The organism is Aeromicrobium sp. SP1, assembly GCF_055663785.1.
On record NZ_JBQVVK010000001.1, the window covers coordinates 471,146 to 487,254 of the forward strand.

At 71.4% G+C, this 16,109-nt stretch carries 17 protein-coding genes; 9 read left to right on the forward strand and 8 right to left on the reverse strand.

Annotation, left to right across the window (positions count from 1 at the left end; all coding sequences use genetic code 11):
- Positions 1 to 82: 82 nt before the first annotated feature.
- The 4 genes from hpf to secA all read left to right on the forward strand — a co-directional run bounded on the left by hpf (position 83) and on the right by secA (position 5,392).
- The gene (gene hpf / locus ACT26F_RS02325) at positions 83 to 703 is read left to right on the forward strand and encodes a ribosome hibernation-promoting factor, HPF/YfiA family (RefSeq protein WP_471668865.1); all 621 of its coding nucleotides are present in this window, start codon (positions 83 to 85) and stop codon (positions 701 to 703) included.
- 27 nt (positions 704 to 730) lie between these two features.
- A complete protein-coding gene (locus ACT26F_RS02330) occupies positions 731 to 1,393 on the forward strand; it encodes a response regulator (RefSeq protein ID WP_471668866.1) in 663 nt (220 codons plus the stop codon).
- On the forward strand, positions 1,390 to 2,586 hold the full coding sequence (locus ACT26F_RS02335) for a winged helix-turn-helix domain-containing protein (RefSeq protein ID WP_471668867.1): 1,197 nt from the start codon (positions 1,390 to 1,392) through the stop codon (positions 2,584 to 2,586). Before ACT26F_RS02330 ends, ACT26F_RS02335 begins: the two co-directional genes overlap by 4 nt.
- A gap of 76 nt (positions 2,587 to 2,662) precedes the next feature.
- Positions 2,663 to 5,392 carry a preprotein translocase subunit SecA gene (gene secA / locus ACT26F_RS02340; protein WP_471668868.1) on the forward strand — a complete coding sequence of 910 codons (2,730 nt, stop codon included), beginning with the start codon at positions 2,663 to 2,665 and terminating at the stop codon, positions 5,390 to 5,392.
- 9 nt (positions 5,393 to 5,401) lie between these two features.
- On the opposite strand, the gene ACT26F_RS02345 is transcribed toward secA, so the two are convergent.
- Together ACT26F_RS02345 and ACT26F_RS02350 are read right to left on the reverse strand one after the other, a co-directional pair.
- Positions 5,402 to 5,752, reverse strand: coding sequence for an Rv3235 family protein (locus ACT26F_RS02345; RefSeq protein ID WP_471668869.1), 351 nt, complete (start codon positions 5,750 to 5,752; stop codon positions 5,402 to 5,404).
- Positions 5,739 to 6,338: a LysM peptidoglycan-binding domain-containing protein gene (locus tag ACT26F_RS02350; RefSeq protein ID WP_471668870.1), complete on the reverse strand. Its 600-nt coding sequence runs from the start codon at positions 6,336 to 6,338 to the stop codon at positions 5,739 to 5,741. The genes ACT26F_RS02345 and ACT26F_RS02350 overlap by 14 nt, the downstream gene beginning before the upstream one ends.
- A 162-nt stretch (positions 6,339 to 6,500) precedes the next feature.
- Between ACT26F_RS02350 and ACT26F_RS02355 the strand changes: the two genes are divergently transcribed.
- Positions 6,501 to 7,001 (forward strand): hypothetical protein, encoded by a 501-nt coding sequence (locus tag ACT26F_RS02355; protein ID WP_471668871.1) that lies wholly within the window; start codon positions 6,501 to 6,503, stop codon positions 6,999 to 7,001.
- On the opposite strand, the gene ACT26F_RS02360 is transcribed toward ACT26F_RS02355, so the two are convergent.
- Positions 6,949 to 7,215, reverse strand: coding sequence for a helix-turn-helix domain-containing protein (locus ACT26F_RS02360; protein ID WP_471668872.1), 267 nt, complete (start codon positions 7,213 to 7,215; stop codon positions 6,949 to 6,951). The genes ACT26F_RS02355 and ACT26F_RS02360 overlap by 53 nt on opposite strands.
- Before the next feature lie 192 nt (positions 7,216 to 7,407).
- On the opposite strand from ACT26F_RS02360, the gene ACT26F_RS02365 reads away from it, so the two are divergent.
- On the forward strand, positions 7,408 to 7,941 hold the full coding sequence (locus ACT26F_RS02365; RefSeq protein ID WP_471668873.1) for a hypothetical protein: 534 nt from the start codon (positions 7,408 to 7,410) through the stop codon (positions 7,939 to 7,941).
- Complete coding sequence (locus tag ACT26F_RS02370) at positions 7,938 to 9,119, forward strand: AAA family ATPase (protein ID WP_471668874.1); 1,182 nt, start codon at positions 7,938 to 7,940, stop codon at positions 9,117 to 9,119. Before ACT26F_RS02365 ends, ACT26F_RS02370 begins: the two co-directional genes overlap by 4 nt.
- On the opposite strand, the gene ACT26F_RS02375 is transcribed toward ACT26F_RS02370, so the two are convergent.
- Positions 9,049 to 9,537, reverse strand: a complete 489-nt coding sequence (locus tag ACT26F_RS02375) for an ion channel (protein ID WP_471668875.1) — start codon at positions 9,535 to 9,537, stop codon at positions 9,049 to 9,051. The two genes, ACT26F_RS02370 and ACT26F_RS02375, sit on opposite strands and share 71 nt — an antisense overlap.
- A 114-nt stretch (positions 9,538 to 9,651) precedes the next feature.
- Here ACT26F_RS02375 and ACT26F_RS02380 point away from each other — a divergent pair, with 114 nt between their 5' ends.
- Positions 9,652 to 11,058 (forward strand): wax ester/triacylglycerol synthase family O-acyltransferase, encoded by a 1,407-nt coding sequence (locus tag ACT26F_RS02380; RefSeq protein ID WP_471668876.1) that lies wholly within the window; start codon positions 9,652 to 9,654, stop codon positions 11,056 to 11,058.
- Positions 11,055 to 11,348, forward strand: a complete 294-nt coding sequence (locus tag ACT26F_RS02385; RefSeq protein WP_471668877.1) for a hypothetical protein — start codon at positions 11,055 to 11,057, stop codon at positions 11,346 to 11,348. The genes ACT26F_RS02380 and ACT26F_RS02385 overlap by 4 nt, the downstream gene beginning before the upstream one ends.
- A gap of 130 nt (positions 11,349 to 11,478) precedes the next feature.
- On the opposite strand, the gene ACT26F_RS02390 is transcribed toward ACT26F_RS02385, so the two are convergent.
- The 4 genes from ACT26F_RS02390 to ACT26F_RS02405 form a co-directional block, all read right to left on the reverse strand.
- The gene (locus ACT26F_RS02390; protein ID WP_471668878.1) at positions 11,479 to 11,961 is read right to left on the reverse strand and encodes a DUF2505 domain-containing protein; all 483 of its coding nucleotides are present in this window, start codon (positions 11,959 to 11,961) and stop codon (positions 11,479 to 11,481) included.
- Positions 11,958 to 12,749, reverse strand: a complete 792-nt coding sequence (locus ACT26F_RS02395) for a PspA/IM30 family protein (RefSeq protein ID WP_471668879.1) — start codon at positions 12,747 to 12,749, stop codon at positions 11,958 to 11,960. The genes ACT26F_RS02390 and ACT26F_RS02395 overlap by 4 nt, the downstream gene beginning before the upstream one ends.
- Before the next feature lie 113 nt (positions 12,750 to 12,862).
- Positions 12,863 to 14,068, reverse strand: a complete 1,206-nt coding sequence (locus ACT26F_RS02400; RefSeq protein WP_471668880.1) for a bifunctional glycosyltransferase family 2/GtrA family protein — start codon at positions 14,066 to 14,068, stop codon at positions 12,863 to 12,865.
- Complete coding sequence (locus tag ACT26F_RS02405) at positions 14,065 to 16,044, reverse strand: ArnT family glycosyltransferase (protein WP_471668881.1); 1,980 nt, start codon at positions 16,042 to 16,044, stop codon at positions 14,065 to 14,067. The genes ACT26F_RS02400 and ACT26F_RS02405 overlap by 4 nt, the downstream gene beginning before the upstream one ends.
- Between the last annotated feature and the right edge of the window lie 65 nt (positions 16,045 to 16,109).

A 16,109-nucleotide genomic window follows, 5' to 3' on the forward strand; every position in this document is an offset into this window, starting at 1 on the left:
GTGGCGGGTCACCCCCTCCCCGGGCTACGGTCGAAGGGAACCGAGAAGTTCGGGCACTCGCAACGTAGCTAGGGAGTCGAACATGGAAATCGTGGTCACCGGTCGCAACAGCGAGATCTCGGAGCGGTTCCGCTCCCATGTCGCCGACAAGCTCCAGCGGATCGAGAAGTTCGACGGCCGTCAGCGCATCAACCGCGTCGAGGTCGAGGTGACCCATGCGAACAACCCCCGCCAGCACGACAAGGCGGCCAAGGTCGAGATGACGCTGCTCTCGCGCGGACCGGTGGTCAGGGTCGAGGCCGCCTCGACCGACCAGCACTCGGCGCTCGACGCCGCGATGGACAAGCTCGAGGCGCGGCTGCGGCGCGTCGTGGAGCGCAAGCGCAGTCACCGCGACCGGCACCAGGACGACGCGTTCGAGGCGGCCACGGCCGATCTGGCCCGTGCAGCGGCCGAATCGCCCGACGAGGGCCCGCAGGTCCGCCAGGTCGCCACGATCGAGGTCCAGGGCGACGGACCGCTCGTGGTGCGCGAGAAGGAGCACACCTCGGCGGCGATGACGCTCGACCAGGCCCTCTACGAGATGGAGCTCGTGGGCCACGACTTCTTCCTCTTCGTGGAGAAGGACTCGATGAAGCCGAGCGTCGTGTATCGCCGCAAGGGATACGACTACGGCATCATCCGGCTCACGGTCGAGGAGTAAGCGGCCGATACGTGGCATGATCGACACGTGAGTGTGAGCGGTGATGCCATCCGGGTGTTGCTCGTCGACGACCAGGAACTCTTCCGGCGCGGCGTGACGATGGTCCTGGGTGCCGACGGGGGTTTCGAGATCGAGGACGTTGACGACGGCGACGCCGCGTTGGAACGGATCGCGGAGGAGCCATTCGACGTGGTCCTCCTCGACGTTCGAATGCCGGGGCGCAGCGGTGTCGAGACGTGCGGTGCGATCAAGGAGACCGCGCCGACGACCGGCATCATCATGCTGACCGCGAGCGATGACGAGGCCGATCTCTACGAGTCGATCAAGGCCGGTGCCGCGGGCTACCTGCTCAAGGACGGCTCGACGTACGACCAGGTGGCCGAGGCCGTGCGGCTCGTCGCCGCGGGTCAGTCGCTGATCAGCCCCAGCATGGCGACGAAGCTGCTCGACGAGTTCGTCCACATGGCCAAGGGCCCCGCTCCGGCGACGACCCTGACGGCCCGGGAGCTGCAGGTGCTGCGGCTCGTGGCGCACGGCAAGAGCAACCGCGACATCGCCACCGAGCTGTTCATCAGCGAGAACACCGTCAAGAACCACATCCGCAACATCCTCGAGAAGCTGCAGATGAAGTCGCGCATGGAGGCGGCGATGTTCGCCGTGCGCAGCAAGCTCATCGACGACGTGCTGTGAGGCTGACGGCCCTCTCCGCCCGCCGCATCACCCTCGCCGCCCAGGGGTTCACCCGACCGGCACCCGACGAGGTCCGGCGCAGCCATCTGGCTGCCGTCGCACGACGTCTGGGCTTCTTCCAGATCGACTCGGTCAACGTGCTGCAGCGCGCGCACTACCTGCCGCTGTACTCGCGGGTCGGGCCGTACGACGTCGATCTGCTGCACCGCGCGGCGGGCCGGTCTCCCCGCCTGCTGTTCGAGTACTGGGCCCACGAGGCCGCGCTCGTCGACGTCGACCTGTGGCCGGCGATGGCCCACAAGATGCGCTCGGGCCGCGGCATGTGGGGCGGCATGGCACAGCTCGCGGCCGACCAGCCCGACCTCGTCGAGCAGGTGCACGAGGCGGTCGGCCGGTTCGGCCCCGTCACCGCGCGCGAGCTGGACGCCCGGCTCGGCAGCGCCGAGCGCACGCGCGACCACTGGGGCTGGAACTGGTCGCAGACGAAGCACGCGCTGGAGTACCTGTTCTTCGTCGGGCGGGTGACCGCCGCGCGCCGCAACGCCGCCTTCGAGCGCGAGTACGACCTGCCCGAGCGGGTCCTGCCGGCTCGGGTGCTGGCGCTTCCCGAACCCTCCGACGACGAGGCGTACCTGACGCTCGTCGGTCACGCGGCCCGCGCGCTGGGCGTCGGCACGGCCCAGTGCCTGCGCGACTACTTCCGGCTCGCGCCCGAGCCGACCGCGCGGGCGATCGCGGCGCTGGTCGCCGACGGCACGCTCGAGCCGGCGTCGATCGACGGCTGGAACCGGCCCGCCTACCTGCATGTGGAGGCCTCCCGCCCGCGCAAGGTCCACGCGCGCACGCTGCTCAGCCCGTTCGACCCGCTCGTCTTCGAGCGCACGCGCACCGAGCGGCTCTTCGACTTCCGGTACCGGATCGAGATCTACGTGCCCGAGGCGCAACGGGTCCACGGCTACTACGTGCTCCCGTTCCTGCTGGGGGACCGGCTCGTCGCGCGCGTCGATCTCAAGGCCGACCGCGCCGCTGGCCGGCTCCTCGTCCCGGGTGCCTTCGCCGAGCCGGGCGCGCCGGCGGACACGGCGGTCGAGCTGGCCACCGAGCTGCACCGGATGGCCGGTTGGCTGGGCCTGGCCGAGGTCGAGGTCGGCCACCGCGGCGACCTCGCACCCGCCCTGCGCGCACTGGTGTAACCGCGATTGTCGTCCACGCTGCGAACGGTGCGTGGCGGCTGACTCGGTGTGAGGCCCGGGGTCCTAGGATGGGCGGGTGCCGAAGATCATCGACAAGATCCTGCGTGCGGGCGAGGGCAAGATCCTCAAGCGCCTCGACGCCATCGCCGACCAGGTCAACGCCCTGGCCGACGAGTTCGGAGCCATGAGCGACGACGAGCTGCGCGCCATGACCGCGGAGTTCAAGGAGCGCCTCGCCGACGGCGAGACCCTCGACGACCTGCTGCCCGAGGCGTTCGCCACGGTCCGCGAGGCCTCGTGGCGCGTCCTGGGCCAGCGGCACTTCGACGTGCAGATCCTCGGTGGCGCGGCCCTGCACCTGGGCAACATCGCCGAGATGAAGACCGGTGAGGGCAAGACCCTCGTCGCGACGCTGCCGTCGTACCTCAACGCCCTGTCGGGCAAGGGCGTCCACGTCGTCACCGTCAACGACTACCTGGCCAAGTACCAGTCCGAGATGATGGGCCGCGTCCACCACTTCCTCGGGCTGACCGTCGGCGTCGTCGTCGCCGGCCAGACCCCGGCCCAGCGCCGCGAGCAGTACGCCGCCGACATCACGTACGGCACCAACAACGAGTTCGGCTTCGACTACCTGCGCGACAACATGGCCGAGTCCCTCGACCAGTGCGTCCAGCGCGGCCACAACTTCGCGATCGTCGACGAGGTCGACTCGATCCTGATCGACGAGGCGCGCACGCCGTTGATCATCTCGGGCCCCACCGAGGACGAGGTCAAGTGGTACGGCGAGTTCGCCCGCATCGTCGGCGCGATGACGATCGACGAGCACTACGAGGTCGACGAGAAGAAGCGCACCGTCGCCGTGACCGAGAAGGCCATCGACGCGGTCGAGGACCAGCTGGGCATCGCGAACCTCTACGACGCGGTCAACACGCCGCTGATCGGCTTCCTGAACAACGCCGTCAAGGCCAAGGAGCTCTTCAAGCGCGACAAGGACTACGTCGTGCTCGAGGGCGAGGTCCTGATCGTCGACGAGCACACCGGGCGCCTGCTCGACGGCCGTCGCTACAACGAGGGCCTGCACCAGGCGATCGAGGCCAAGGAGGGCGTGCGGGTCCGCGAGGAGTACCAGACGCTCGCCACGATCACGCTGCAGAACTACTTCCGCCTCTACGGCACGCTCTCCGGCATGACCGGCACGGCGATGACCGAGGCCGCCGAGTTCGACAAGATCTACAAGCTGGGCGTCGTCCCGATCCGCACCAACATGCCGATCCAGCGCGGCGACCTGGCCGACCTCGTGTACCGCACCGAGGACGCCAAGTTCAACGCCGTCGTCGACGACATCGCCGAGCGCCACGCGAAGGGGCAGCCGGTCCTGGTCGGCACCACGAGCGTCGCCAAGAGCGAGCGGCTCGCCAAGCAGTTGAAGAAGCAGGGCATCGCCCACGAGGTCCTCAACGCCAAGCAGCACGAGCGTGAGGCCGCGATCGTCGCGATGGCCGGTCACAAGGGTGCGGTCACGGTCGCCACCAACATGGCCGGCCGCGGCACCGACATCATGCTCGGCGGCAGCGTCGAGTTCCTGGCCGACGCCGAGCTGCGCGGCAAGGGTCTCGACCCGGTCGAGACGCCGGACGAGTACAACGCGGCCTGGCCCGAGGCGCTCGAGCGGATCGAGAAGCAGGTCGCCGCCGAGAAGGACGAGGTCATCGCCGCCGGTGGCCTCGCGGTGATCGGCACCGAGCGGCACGAGTCGCGCCGCATCGACAACCAGCTGCGCGGTCGCTCCGGCCGTCAGGGCGATCCGGGCGTCACGCGCTTCTACCTGTCGCTCGAGGACGACCTGATGCGCCTGTTCAAGGGCGACTGGGTCAACTGGATCCTGCAGACGATGAAGATCCCCGACGACGTGCCGATCGAGAACAAGCGCGTCACGAAGTCGATCGCGTCGGCGCAGGGCCTGGTCGAGGCGCAGAACTTCGAGACCCGCAAGAACATCCTCAAGTACGACGACGTCATGAGCGCCCAGCGCGAGGTCGTCTACAGCCAGCGCCGCCGTGTCCTCGAGGGCGAGGACCTCGAGCCGCGCGTGCGTCAGATGATCGAGGACGTGACCGGCGCGTACGTCGACGTCGCGACCGACGGCTACCCCACGACGTGGGAGCTCGACAAGCTCTGGACCGCGCTCGGCACGCTCTACCCGGTCAGCCGTACGGTCGAGGAGATCGTCGAGGAGGCCGGTGGACTGGAGCGGATGGACGCCACGACGCTGCGCACGACGATCGTCGAGGACGCGCTCGCCGCGTACGACGCGCGGGAGGCCGAGCTGGGTGGCGAGGTCACCCGCGAGCTGGAGCGCCGGGTCGTGCTGAGCGTGCTCGACCGCAAGTGGCGCGAGCACCTCTACGAGATGGACTACCTCCGCGAGGGCATCGGCCTGCGCGCGTACAGCCAGCGCGATCCGCTGATCGAGTACCAGCGCGAGGGCTACGACCTGTTCAACGCCATGATGGAGGGCATCTCCGAGGAGTCCGTCGGCTACCTGTTCAACCTCAACGTCGAGGTCGAGATCGAGGGCGACGGCGAGGAGCCGCAGGTGATGGCCAAGGGCCTCGAGCAGGATTCGACGCCCAAGCAGCTCTCGTACTCCGCGCCGTCGGAGGACGGCACGGCGGTCGACGTCGACGAGTCCTACCTCGACGACGACGAGCTCGATCCGAACGAGGCCGCCCGGCAGAACAAGGCGAAGGACGCCGCCCGAAAGAAGGCCAAGGCCCAGCGCCAGTCGCGCAAGCGCAACCGCTGACGCCGGCGGTCAGGCCCACTCGGCCGCGGTGCACCGCCAGCTGGTCCGGCCGTCCGAGCTCGTGACCTGCTGGAGGCGGATCGCGATCGCGTGCGACCGTCCACGCAGGACCATGCGGGCCGCGACCTCGGCCGCGTGCTCGCCGACCATCGCCACGTGGACGGAGACGACGCGCGGGCTGTGCCGCGGCGTCCCGACGCCGTAGCGCTCGTCGACGTAGCGGTGGAGCTGCTCGTAGACGTCACGGCTCAGCCACGGGCCGAGCTGGCGCACCGGACGCACGCCCGCGATCGCCTCGGCGAGCGCCTGGGCGAAGCGGGCGCACCGGTGGCGCAGGGCGCCGGCGTCACCGCGCTCCACCGGTACCGGGAGCAGGGGTACCCGCGCCGGGAAGGGCAGCGGCACCTGGAGAGGGTCGAAGGGCGCGGTCGCGAGGGCCGTGGCGGTGATCATGGTGCTCCTGGGGTGGGACGAGTTCCTGGCCGGGCTGGAGGAGGTCGGGGTCGGCGCCGATGAGGTCGCGGTTGACCGCGTACCAGCGCGCGACGTCGCGGGCGATCGTCGCGTCGTCGGCGTCCGGAAGTCGGGCGCGCACGATCGACCAGAGGCAGTCGCCGGGACGCACGACGTGACGGGAGGCGTGCGGCGCGGTGGCCCGTGCCGGGGCGGCCGGATGCACGGGCTCGGTCACGGGGCGGTCCGGCAGACGGAGCCCGTCGAGGGCGCTCGTGCCGGACTCCTTGGCCTGGGCGGGCAGTGCCGTCGCGGCGCACGTCCCCGCGACGAGCAGGGTCCGCAGCAGCGGGGGACCGATGCGGGCCGCGAGGCGACGGTCGACGAGCGCGACGGCCAGCGTCAGCAGGCACCAGCAGGCCCAGACGGCGAGTGCGAGCGCCCCGCAGGCCGCGAGGGCGGAGTCGAGACTCGACTGCGACAGGTCCGGCATGATCCCCCGATCACGACACATCTCCACGGCGTATGACGTCGTTTGACGTCCGATGACGACGTTCCACGTCGTGCCGAGTAGGAAATCGGTTCCGAGGGAGATCCGTCAACCGGCAGGTCCGAGGGCTGTGCACGGACCGTGGCGAGCCCCTACCGTGTGCGCATGCGCTGGGACCGCCTGTTCGCCGATCTGGAGGGCTCTGCGGTCGACGCGCAGGCCGACGAGCGCGACGCGCTCGCCGACGACCTGCGCGACGAGCAGTGGGGCGAGCTGGGCTGGCTGGACCTGCTCGGCGGCGACCGGGTGCGCCTCCAGGTGGTCGGCCTCGGCGAGGTCGTCGGGAGGGTCGTGGGCCGTGGCGAGCTGCTGCTCGTGGACGACGGCGGGGGCTGGCTCGCCGTCGTGCCCGACGCGGTGGCCGGAGTCGGGTCCTCGGACGGCCGGGCCGCACCGGCCCCGCCGCTGCGGCGGACCCGGCGTCAGTTCGCGCGGGCGCTGCGCGACGAGGGGATCGAGGTGCAGGTCGTGCGCCGCGACGGCACGACCGTGCAGGGTCCGATCGTCGCCGCCGGCGGCGACTTCGTCCAGCTGGCGATCGGTATGACTCGCCTCACGCTTCCGTGGGCTTGGATCGCGGCGCTGCTTCCGGCTCCGGCTCGGTGACCTGAGTCCTCTCGCGCGCCGCCCGCTCGTACTGGCGCCGGATGTAGTCGTCGAGCTGTTCGGCCTCGATGCGCCAGTCGCCGCGGCCACCGACCTGGAATCCGAGCAGTTCGCCCGAGTTGAGGAGGTCCCGCACGACCCGGGCGCTGATGTGCAACGTGTCGGCGACGTCCGTGACGGTCAGGATCTCGAAGGCGCGGGCCATGCGCGTCATTCTCACACGATGGCCCGACGCCGGCGGGACGACGACGCCCGGACTGTGGACGAACGGTGGCGGCCGCGGTGCGTGGGCCCGTATGACTTCTCCATGCGAGTCACGGGGGGTGACGCGAACGGGCCTGCGCCGGCCCGGCGCGTCGGGGGATCGAGTTGGCGTCAACCGCGGCTTCTGGCGGGGGTGCTCCTCGTGCTGGTCTCGGCCCTGCTCGGTGGCTGGCTGCTGTCGACGGCGCGCGACGCGACGGACTACTGGGTCGTGGATGCCGACGTCCGGGCCGGTGAGGCGATCGACGCGGGCGACCTGCACGCGGTGGCCGGTCGGGTCGAGGCATCGGTGGAGGGCACGCTGCTCGCCGTCTCGAGCGGGGCGCCGCGCGGCGTGTGGAGTCGGGACCTGCCGTCGGGCACGCTCCTGACGCGCGACGCGGTCACCGACCGCTCGGACCACGGTCGGCAGCTCCCGCTCGCCCTCCAGTCAGGAGCGCTGCCTGCCGACCTCGCGCCGGGCCAGGTCGTCGACGTGTGGTCGAGCCCCGGCGCCGAGGGAGATCCGGAGCTGTCCACCCGCCGTGTCCTCACGGCGGTGCCCGTCGTCGCGGTCTCGCGATCGGATGGAACGGGGGTCCGCACGATCGTCGTCGACACGGGCCGGTCCGGTCCGGTCGCCTCGGTCGTGGCGGCCGTGACGGCGAACCGGCTCACCCTGGTGCGGGTCCCGTGACCGCGCCGGGAGCCGAGCCGCTGCGGGTCGCGGTCGCCGCGTGCGGCGCGCGGTGGGAGGCGGCCGCGCTCGCGGAGATCGATGCCGCGCCCACCGTGACCCTCGTCCGACGCTGTGTCGACGTCGCCGACCTGCTGGCGACCGCCGAGACGCACCGGATCGACGTGGCCCTGCTCGCGGTGGATGCGCCCGGCCTGGACGTGGGGGTCGTGGACCGGCTCCTCGTCCTCGGCGCCGGGCCCTGTGCGGTCGAGGAGGACGGGCGCCACCTCGGCATCGAGCGCACGGTGCGGCTCGGTGCGCTCGCCGACCTGGCGGCCGCGCCGGCGGAGCCGCGACGGTCCACCTCCGACGCCGGCCGACTGGTCGCGGTGTGGGGTCCGACGGGCGCACCCGGCCGCAGCACCCTGAGCATCTCGCTGGCCGCTGCCGCGGCGGCGGCGGGCCGGACGACGGCGCTCGTCGACGCCGACCTCTACGGCGGCTCCATCGGACAGCTGCTCGGGGTGTTAGACGAGGTCAGCGGGGTGATGGCGGCGTGCCGCGACACCAATCGCGGCCTGCGCGAGACCGCCGACGCGCATCTGCTGTCGGTGGGCCCGCGGCTGCGCGTCCTGACCGGTCTGCCGCGGTCGGACATGTGGCACCACGTCCGACCCGACGCGCTCACCGTCGTGCTGGACCGGCTCCGTGAGGAGCACGACCTGGTCGTCGTCGACTGCGGCTTCGGAGTGGAGCACGGGACGGGTGCGGGACCCTGGCGCGACCACGTGACCCGCCGGGTGCTGGAGGTGGCCGACGAGGTCGTCGCGGTCGGTCGGGTCGATCCGGTGGGCCTCGCCCGCCTCGTGCGGTCGGTCGCCGACGCCGGCCCGTGGAGCCGGCCGCCGCGGCTCGTCCTGAACGGGTTCCGCCCGGGCCTGGGCTGGAGCGAGCGTGAGGTCGCGGCGACCGTCCGCGAGCTGACCGGCATCACGGTGTGGGCGTTCCTGCCGTACGACGGGGCCGCGCACGACGCCGCGATCATGAGCGGCCGGCCGATGCGCGAGGTCGCGCCGACGTCCGGCTACGTCTCGCGGGTCGACCGACTCGTCGCGGACCTCGCGATCACGCCGTCGCGCGCTCGTCCCGGCGGCGACGCCCGACGAACACGTACAGCCGCAGCAGACCACCGATGACGAGCAGGTCGATCATGATCTGCAGGGTCACCCACACGCGCGCCAGCTCGGTCTTCGCGGAGATGTCGCCGAAGCCGACCGTCGCCAACGTCGAGGTCGTGAAGTACCACGCGTCGATGCGCGACAGCGGCTCGCTGAAGGCGGCCGGGTCACGCGTCGACATGACGAGGTACGCATACGCGAACACGGCGATGAGGACCGGGACCGTGACCATGATCGAGGAGATCGCGACCACGATCGGCTTCTCGGCCCGCGCGACGTGCCACAGGCACCACGTCATGACGACCAGAAACAGCAGCAGACCGATCAGCAGCACGCCGGAGGCGAACCAGCGCACCTGCGGCTCCAGCGGCGCGAAGCCGTACAGCGTCAGCACCACGGGCACCGGCAGCACGAAGGACGCGATCGTACGGAGCATGGCCGAGATCCTAGCCGTGCGCGGGGCGGCACGCCGGTGCCACGGCGAACCGGCACCATGGTGCACTGGTGGTAGTTTCTGGCTACCCGTCCCGCGGGTCGCAGAAAGGTGATCATGCAGCGACTGAGTCCGCTCGACGCGATGTTCCTGCACCGCGACCATCCCGAGACACCGCGCCAGATCGCCTCACTGGCGATCCTGAAGCCGGGCGAGCGACCGCTGGACTACGACCGGCTGATCCAGGTCATCAACGACCGCATCGACCTCGTCCCGCGGTACCGCCAGGTGCCGCGCCGCATCCCCGGTGGGATCGGCATGCCGGTGTGGGCCGACGACGACCACTTCGACCTCTCGTTGCACGTGCGCCGCTCCGCCCTGCCTCGGCCCGGCGGTCGCGACGCGCTGCACGACCTCGTCGGCCGGCTCATCGCCCGCCGCCTCGACCACGAGCGGCCGCTGTGGGAGCTGTACCTCATCGAGGGGCTGCGCGGGGGCGAGCTGGCCCTGCTGTTCAAGTCCCACCAGTCGCTCGTCGACGGATCGCACACGGTCGACCTCGCCCAGGTGCTGTTGGAGGAGACGCAGCAGGAGCGGTCGATCCCGCACGACGAGTGGACGCCACGGCCGGCACCCGGTGCGGTCGAGCTGCTCACGGGGTCGGTCCGGTCGCAGCTGAGCCATCCGGCCGAGCTGCTCTGGACGAGCGAGTACCAGCTGGGCCGGGTCACCTCGCACCTGCCGTCGATCGCGCCCGACCAGGCGGCGCACGGTCCGCTCACGACCACGTTGTCGCGGCACCGCCGGTTCACGAGCGTGAGCGCACCGCTGGCGAGCTTCCGCCGGGTCCGCGACGAGCACGGCGGCACGGTCAACGACGTCATCCTGGCCGCGATCGCTGGCGGCATCCGCGGCTGGATGCTGACGCGCGCCGAACCGGTCACCGCGAAGACCAGCTTCCGCGCGATGGTGCCGATGTCGGTCACCCGCGACGGCACCGCCGACGGCGGGCTGCCGACGTCGCTGGGACCGCGCGTGCGCGGGCTCATGCTGACCCTCCCGGTGGGCGAGGCGAACGCCGTCGTCCGGCTGCACCAGGTCTCGTACGCGCTGCGTGGTCATCGCGAGACCGGCTCGGCGATCGCCGCGAACAAGATGGCGAACCTGCCGGGCTTCGCGACGTCGACGTTCCACGCGGTCGGCGCGCGGGTCGCCGAGGACGAGTCCGGCCGCCCGTACCACCTCACGATCACGAACGTGCCCGGTCCGCAGGACCCCGTCTACATGGCCGGACAGCAGCTCAAGGAGATCTATCCCGCGATCCCGCTCTCGGGACGCCGGGCGATCGCGATCGGCGTGACGTCGTACGACGGGCACGTCTACTTCGGCATCGTCGCCGACCGCGAGGCCGTGCCGGACGCCGACGTGCTGGGCCAGTGCATCCTCGAGGCGCTCGACGAACTGACCGAGACGCTCGAGTCGTCCCGGTCGCGGGCCCCGCGCGGACGGAAGCGGCCGCGATGACGCGCGTCTACGGCCCGGCCGGCGTGACGGAGCTGCAGCGGCTCGCCGCGGGGGAGGCCGTCGAGCTCGAGCTCGTCACGGCCGTCTCCGAGGACGAGGAGGACGAGTACGACGCGTTGCTCACGGCGGCCGAGACCGGTCCGGTCGTCGTGACCGCCGAGGTCGGCGACGACACCGCGGCCGTGCGTCCGCAGGACGTGCAGGCGTACCACGTCGACGCCGACGCGAGCGGCGACCTCGCGTGGTACGCCCCGCAGGAGCTCGACGCGGTCATCGCGCTGTTGCAGTGACCCGGTGACCCGGCGGCCGGTGGCCGGTGGGTGCCGTCACCTGACCGGGTTTCGAGGCTTCGGGCGCTGAGCGCCCTCGCGCCTCTTCCTCCTCGGGCGATCAGCCGCTCAGCGGCCTCATGCCCTCGGACTAGAGCTTGGTCTTGCCGTACTCGACCTCGTCGTGGAGCGAGGCGGAGATCGCCTTCGCCACCTCGGGCTCGATGCGACGCCCGATCAGCGGGATCGAGACCTTGACGTCGCCGTCGAGCGACATGATCGATCCCTCGCCGTCGGCCGTGATCGCGGAGGTGCCCTGCATGCGGGCCGGCTGCCCGTGGATGTCCACCGTGATGTCGGCGGTGCGTCCACCGGTCGCGTCGGCCGGGCCCCACTTCTCGACCTGCGTCACGGTGACCGTGTCACCGGTCAGCTTCTTGACGAAGTCCGGCAGGTCCGACGCCATCGTGCGGACGATCGTGACGACCGTGCGACCGCCCTCGTCGGCGACGCTGACGCTGTAGTCGGTCGCGCCCTGGCGCTCGCACGACTCCTCACGGAACGTCTGGTCGCTGACCAGGCCGAAGACCTGGTCGGGGCTGGCGGGGTACTCGAAGCGCTCGGTGAGTTTCACGCATCCTCCTGGGCTGGCGCCTGCTCGGGCGAGGCGGTGGTCCCGATCGTATCGACGGGCGCGGACGGGCTGGAGCCGATGCCCTTGAGCTCGGCGAGACGGGCCTCGACCTCGAGCTGACCGGCGTCGGCCTCCAGCTCGCTGAACTGCGCCTCGAGGCTCGAGCTCGCGAGCTCCTGCCGGCCCTGGACCTGGGCCTCGATGCGGCGGACGCGATCCTCGTACCGGCCGAGCTCGCTCGTCGGGTCGAGGATGTCGATCGATCCGATCGCGTCGTTGACCTGGGCCTGCGCCTCGGCGCTGCGATGCCGGGCGACCAGCTCGTCGCGCTTGGACTGCAGCTCGGTCAGCTTGCCCTTCATGCCGATCAGGCCGGTCTTGAGCTTCTCGACGACCTCGGACTGCTGGGCGATCATCGGGGCGGCCGCCTTGGCCTCGTTCTCGGCGGAGATCTGCTTGCCGAGCGCCACCTTCGCGAGCTGGTCGAACCGGTCCGCCTGGGGAGCCTGCCCGCCGGCGCGCAGCTGGTCGGCCTTCTGGGAGGCGGCGAGCGCCTTGGCGCCCCACTCCTTGGCCGCGGCGACGTCCTCGGCGTGGTCGGCCTCGGCGAGCCGCAGGTTGCCGATCGTCTGCGCGACGGCCTGCTCGGCCTCGGCGATCGAGTTCGTGTAGTCGCGCACCATCTGGTCGAGCATCTTCTGCGGATCCTCGGCCTTGTCGATCAAGGCGTTGACATTGGCCTTCGTCAACTGGGCGATCCGTCCGAGGATGGACTGTTTCTGTGCCATGGAACTTCCTCTTGTGTCGGGTGCGCGGGGGTCTGGGGCCATCGAACCACCCAGGTCCTCGCGGCTTCGATCATGGTCCACCCGGGAGACGAGCCGCAACCGGTGGCGCCGGCTCACGATCCGGGGAAGATCCACCAGCGCATCGCCGCGAACCGCATGAGGGTGACGAGCAGGTTGACCGCCGTCAGCGCGACCATCTCCGCGAGCGCGTGACCCGTGCCTGCGGTCGCGTGCAGGACGAGCAGCGATCCGCTCGTCGCCGCGAGCCCGGCGGCGAACACGAGCAGGCCCTGCACGTGGTGGCGGGTGCGCCCGGCGGGATCGGTGATGCCGAACGTGAATCGCCGGTTCGCGGCGGTGTTCGCGACCGCCGTGGCCACGAGCGCCAGCGCGTTCGCCCACTGCGGTCCGACGCTGCCGCGCAGCAGCAGGAACAGCAGGGCGTACGCGATCGTCGAGCACACGCCCACCACCGCGAAGATCGCGACCTGCGCGTGCAGACCACCGCGGGCGCTGGCGCGCACCGTGCGGCCGAGCGACGAGCGCAGGGACTCCAGCCGGATCGAGCCGTCGGCCAGTCCGCGGCCGACCCGCCACATGCCCTGCAGGTCGTCGAGTGCGGTGCGGACGACGTCGACACGGCTGTCCGGGTCGTCCGTCCAGTCGACGGGGACCTCGTGGATCCTCAACCCGGCACGCTCCGCGAGGACGAGCAGCTCGGTGTCGAAGAACCATGCGTCGTCCTGCACGAGCGGGACCAGCTCGCGGGCGACCTCGGCGCGGACGGCCTTGAAGCCGCACTGGGCGTCGCTGAACCGGGCCCGCAGGAGCCCGCGCACGAGGAGGTTGTACGAGCGTGAGATCAGCTCGCGCCGCGCCCCGCGCACCGTCCTGGACGCCGGGTCGAGCCGGGTGCCGATCGCGATGTCGCTGTGCCCGGACAGCAGAGGCGCGACGAGCGGCGGCAGTGCGGCCAGATCGGTCGAGAGGTCCACGTCCATGTAGACGACGACCCGCGCGTGCGACTGCGACCACGCCTGCTTGAGGGCGAGGCCCCGGCCGGGCCGGTCGATCCGCAGGGAGGCCACGTCCTCGAAGCGATCCGCCAGCACGGCGGCAAGCCGCGGGGTGTCGTCGGTGCTCGCGTTGTCGGCGATCGTGATCCGGAACGTCCACGGCAGGGTCGCCAGGTAGGCGTGCACGGTCTCGACCGATCGGACGAGGGCGTCCTGCTCGTTGCGGACCGGGATCACCACGTCGAGGTCGACGACCTCGACTCCGCGGTCCGTCGCGGGCACGCGCTCGTCGAGGTACGTCACTGGTCGGCTCCCGTCGAGAGGTCGTACAGCACCACGCCGTCGACGGTCTGTGCCGCGAAGTTCTCCTGGACCCACGCGCTGATCTGCGAGGAGGTCGAGCCGCTCGCGCCCAGTCCACCGCGACCGCTCGAGCCGATGAACCAGTGGATGTCACCGTCGGCGACGTACTGCTGGAACTGCTCGAGCGTCGGGCTCGGGTCCGAGCCGTTGAAGCCACCGACGGCCATCACCGGCTGCTGGGTCGAGAGCTGGTAGCCGGCCGCGGAGTTCGAGCCGATCGCCGCGGCGACCCAACGGTAGGCGTCGGCATCCTGCGTCAGCAGCTCGTCGATCGCCGCCGTGGACTCCGAACCGTTCAGCAGACCGCCCGTGCCGCCCCCGCCCGGCAGCTGGCCCGGCGTCTGGCCCTGTGTCTGGCCCTGGGGCTGCTGGCCCGCCCCGGGAAGGCCACCGGGACCACCGCCCCGGCCCGCGCCGAACGGACCGCCGCCGCCACCGCGACTGCTCGTGGCCGGGCCGGCCGTCGGGATCGAGCCGGTGTGCGCCGTCGCCGCCGTCTCGACCGCGTAGGCGGCCGGGCCGGCGAGCACGGCGACGGCTGCGGCGATCGCCACGGCGATGCTCGCGCGACGCGGGATCAGCGGCCACAGCACGAGCAGCACCGCGGAGGTGACGCCGACGATCACGACGACCCACCGCAGCCACGGCAGGAAGTCCGGCGTGCGACCGAGCAGGACGAACGACATCGCCGAGGTCATCGAGAGCGTGAACGCCGCGGTGAGCCGTGCGAACTGGTCGTCACGGCGCTCCCACAGGATCCAGCCGCCGATCGCGACGGTCGCGGCGATCGCGGGGGCCAGCGCGACCGTGTAGTAGGCGTGGAAGATGCCCGCCATGAGGCTGAAGGTCAGTGCGGTGACGACGAGCCAGCCACCCCAGGCGACGAGGGCGCCGATCGCGGTGTCGGTGCGGCCGCGCCGCCGCCCGAACCACAGGCCCGTGACGAGCAGGGCGAGCGCGGCCGGCAGGAACCACGCGATCTGGCCGCCGACCTCGGACGAGAACAGCCGACCCAGCCCGGTCGCGCCCCAGCCGCCCCCGCCGCCCACGGACCCGGTCTCGTTGCCGTTCAACCGGCCGAAGCCGTTGTAGCCGAGCGTGAGCTCGAGGATGGAGTCGCCCTGCGAGCCTCCGATGTAGGGCCGGCTGCCCGCGGGCCACAGTTCGACGATCGCGATCCACCAGCCGCCGGCCACGATCATCGAGCCGAACGCCACGAGCAGGTGCTGCAGTCGCTTGACGGGGGCCACCGGCGCGCAGACGGCGTACGCGAGCGCGAGGCCCGGCAGCACGAGGAACGCCTGCAGCATCTTGGTGAGGAACGCCAGGCCGACGAGCGCTCCGCCGAGCGCGATCCAGCGAACCGCCCGGACCGGGTCCTCGATCGCGCGGATCGTCGCGTACACCGCGCCGATCATCAGCAGGACCAGAAGCGCGTCGGGGTTGTTGAAGCGGAACATCAGCACCGCGACGGGGGTCGACGCGAGGATCGCGCCGCCCGCGATCCCCGCCCACGCGTTCCGGGTGACCCGGACGATGCTCGCGTACAGCAGCGCGACCGAGCCCACGCCGATGAGCGCCTGCGGGGCGAGGATGCTCCACGACGAGAGCCCGAAGATCCGCACGGACAGGGCCATCGGCCACAGCGACAGCGGCGTCTTGTCGACCGTGATCGCGTTGCCGGCGTCCGACGAACCGAACAGGAACGCCTTCCACGACTCCGCACCGGCCTGCGCCGCCGCCGAGTAGAACGAGTTCGCCCATCCGGAGGCGCCCAGGCCCCACAGGTAGAGGAGGGCGGTGCCCACCAGCAGTCCGGCGAGCGCGAGCCGCTCGGACCGTCGGCCGCGCGGGCGCCTCGGGGTGGCCTCGGTGGACTCCGCCCGCTGGGGGTCGGACTCGATGATCGTCGTCATGCCCCCACGGTCGTGCGCCGTGATGTGACGGGCCTTCGTCGTTCCTGAGGCCCGACTGTGTGGCG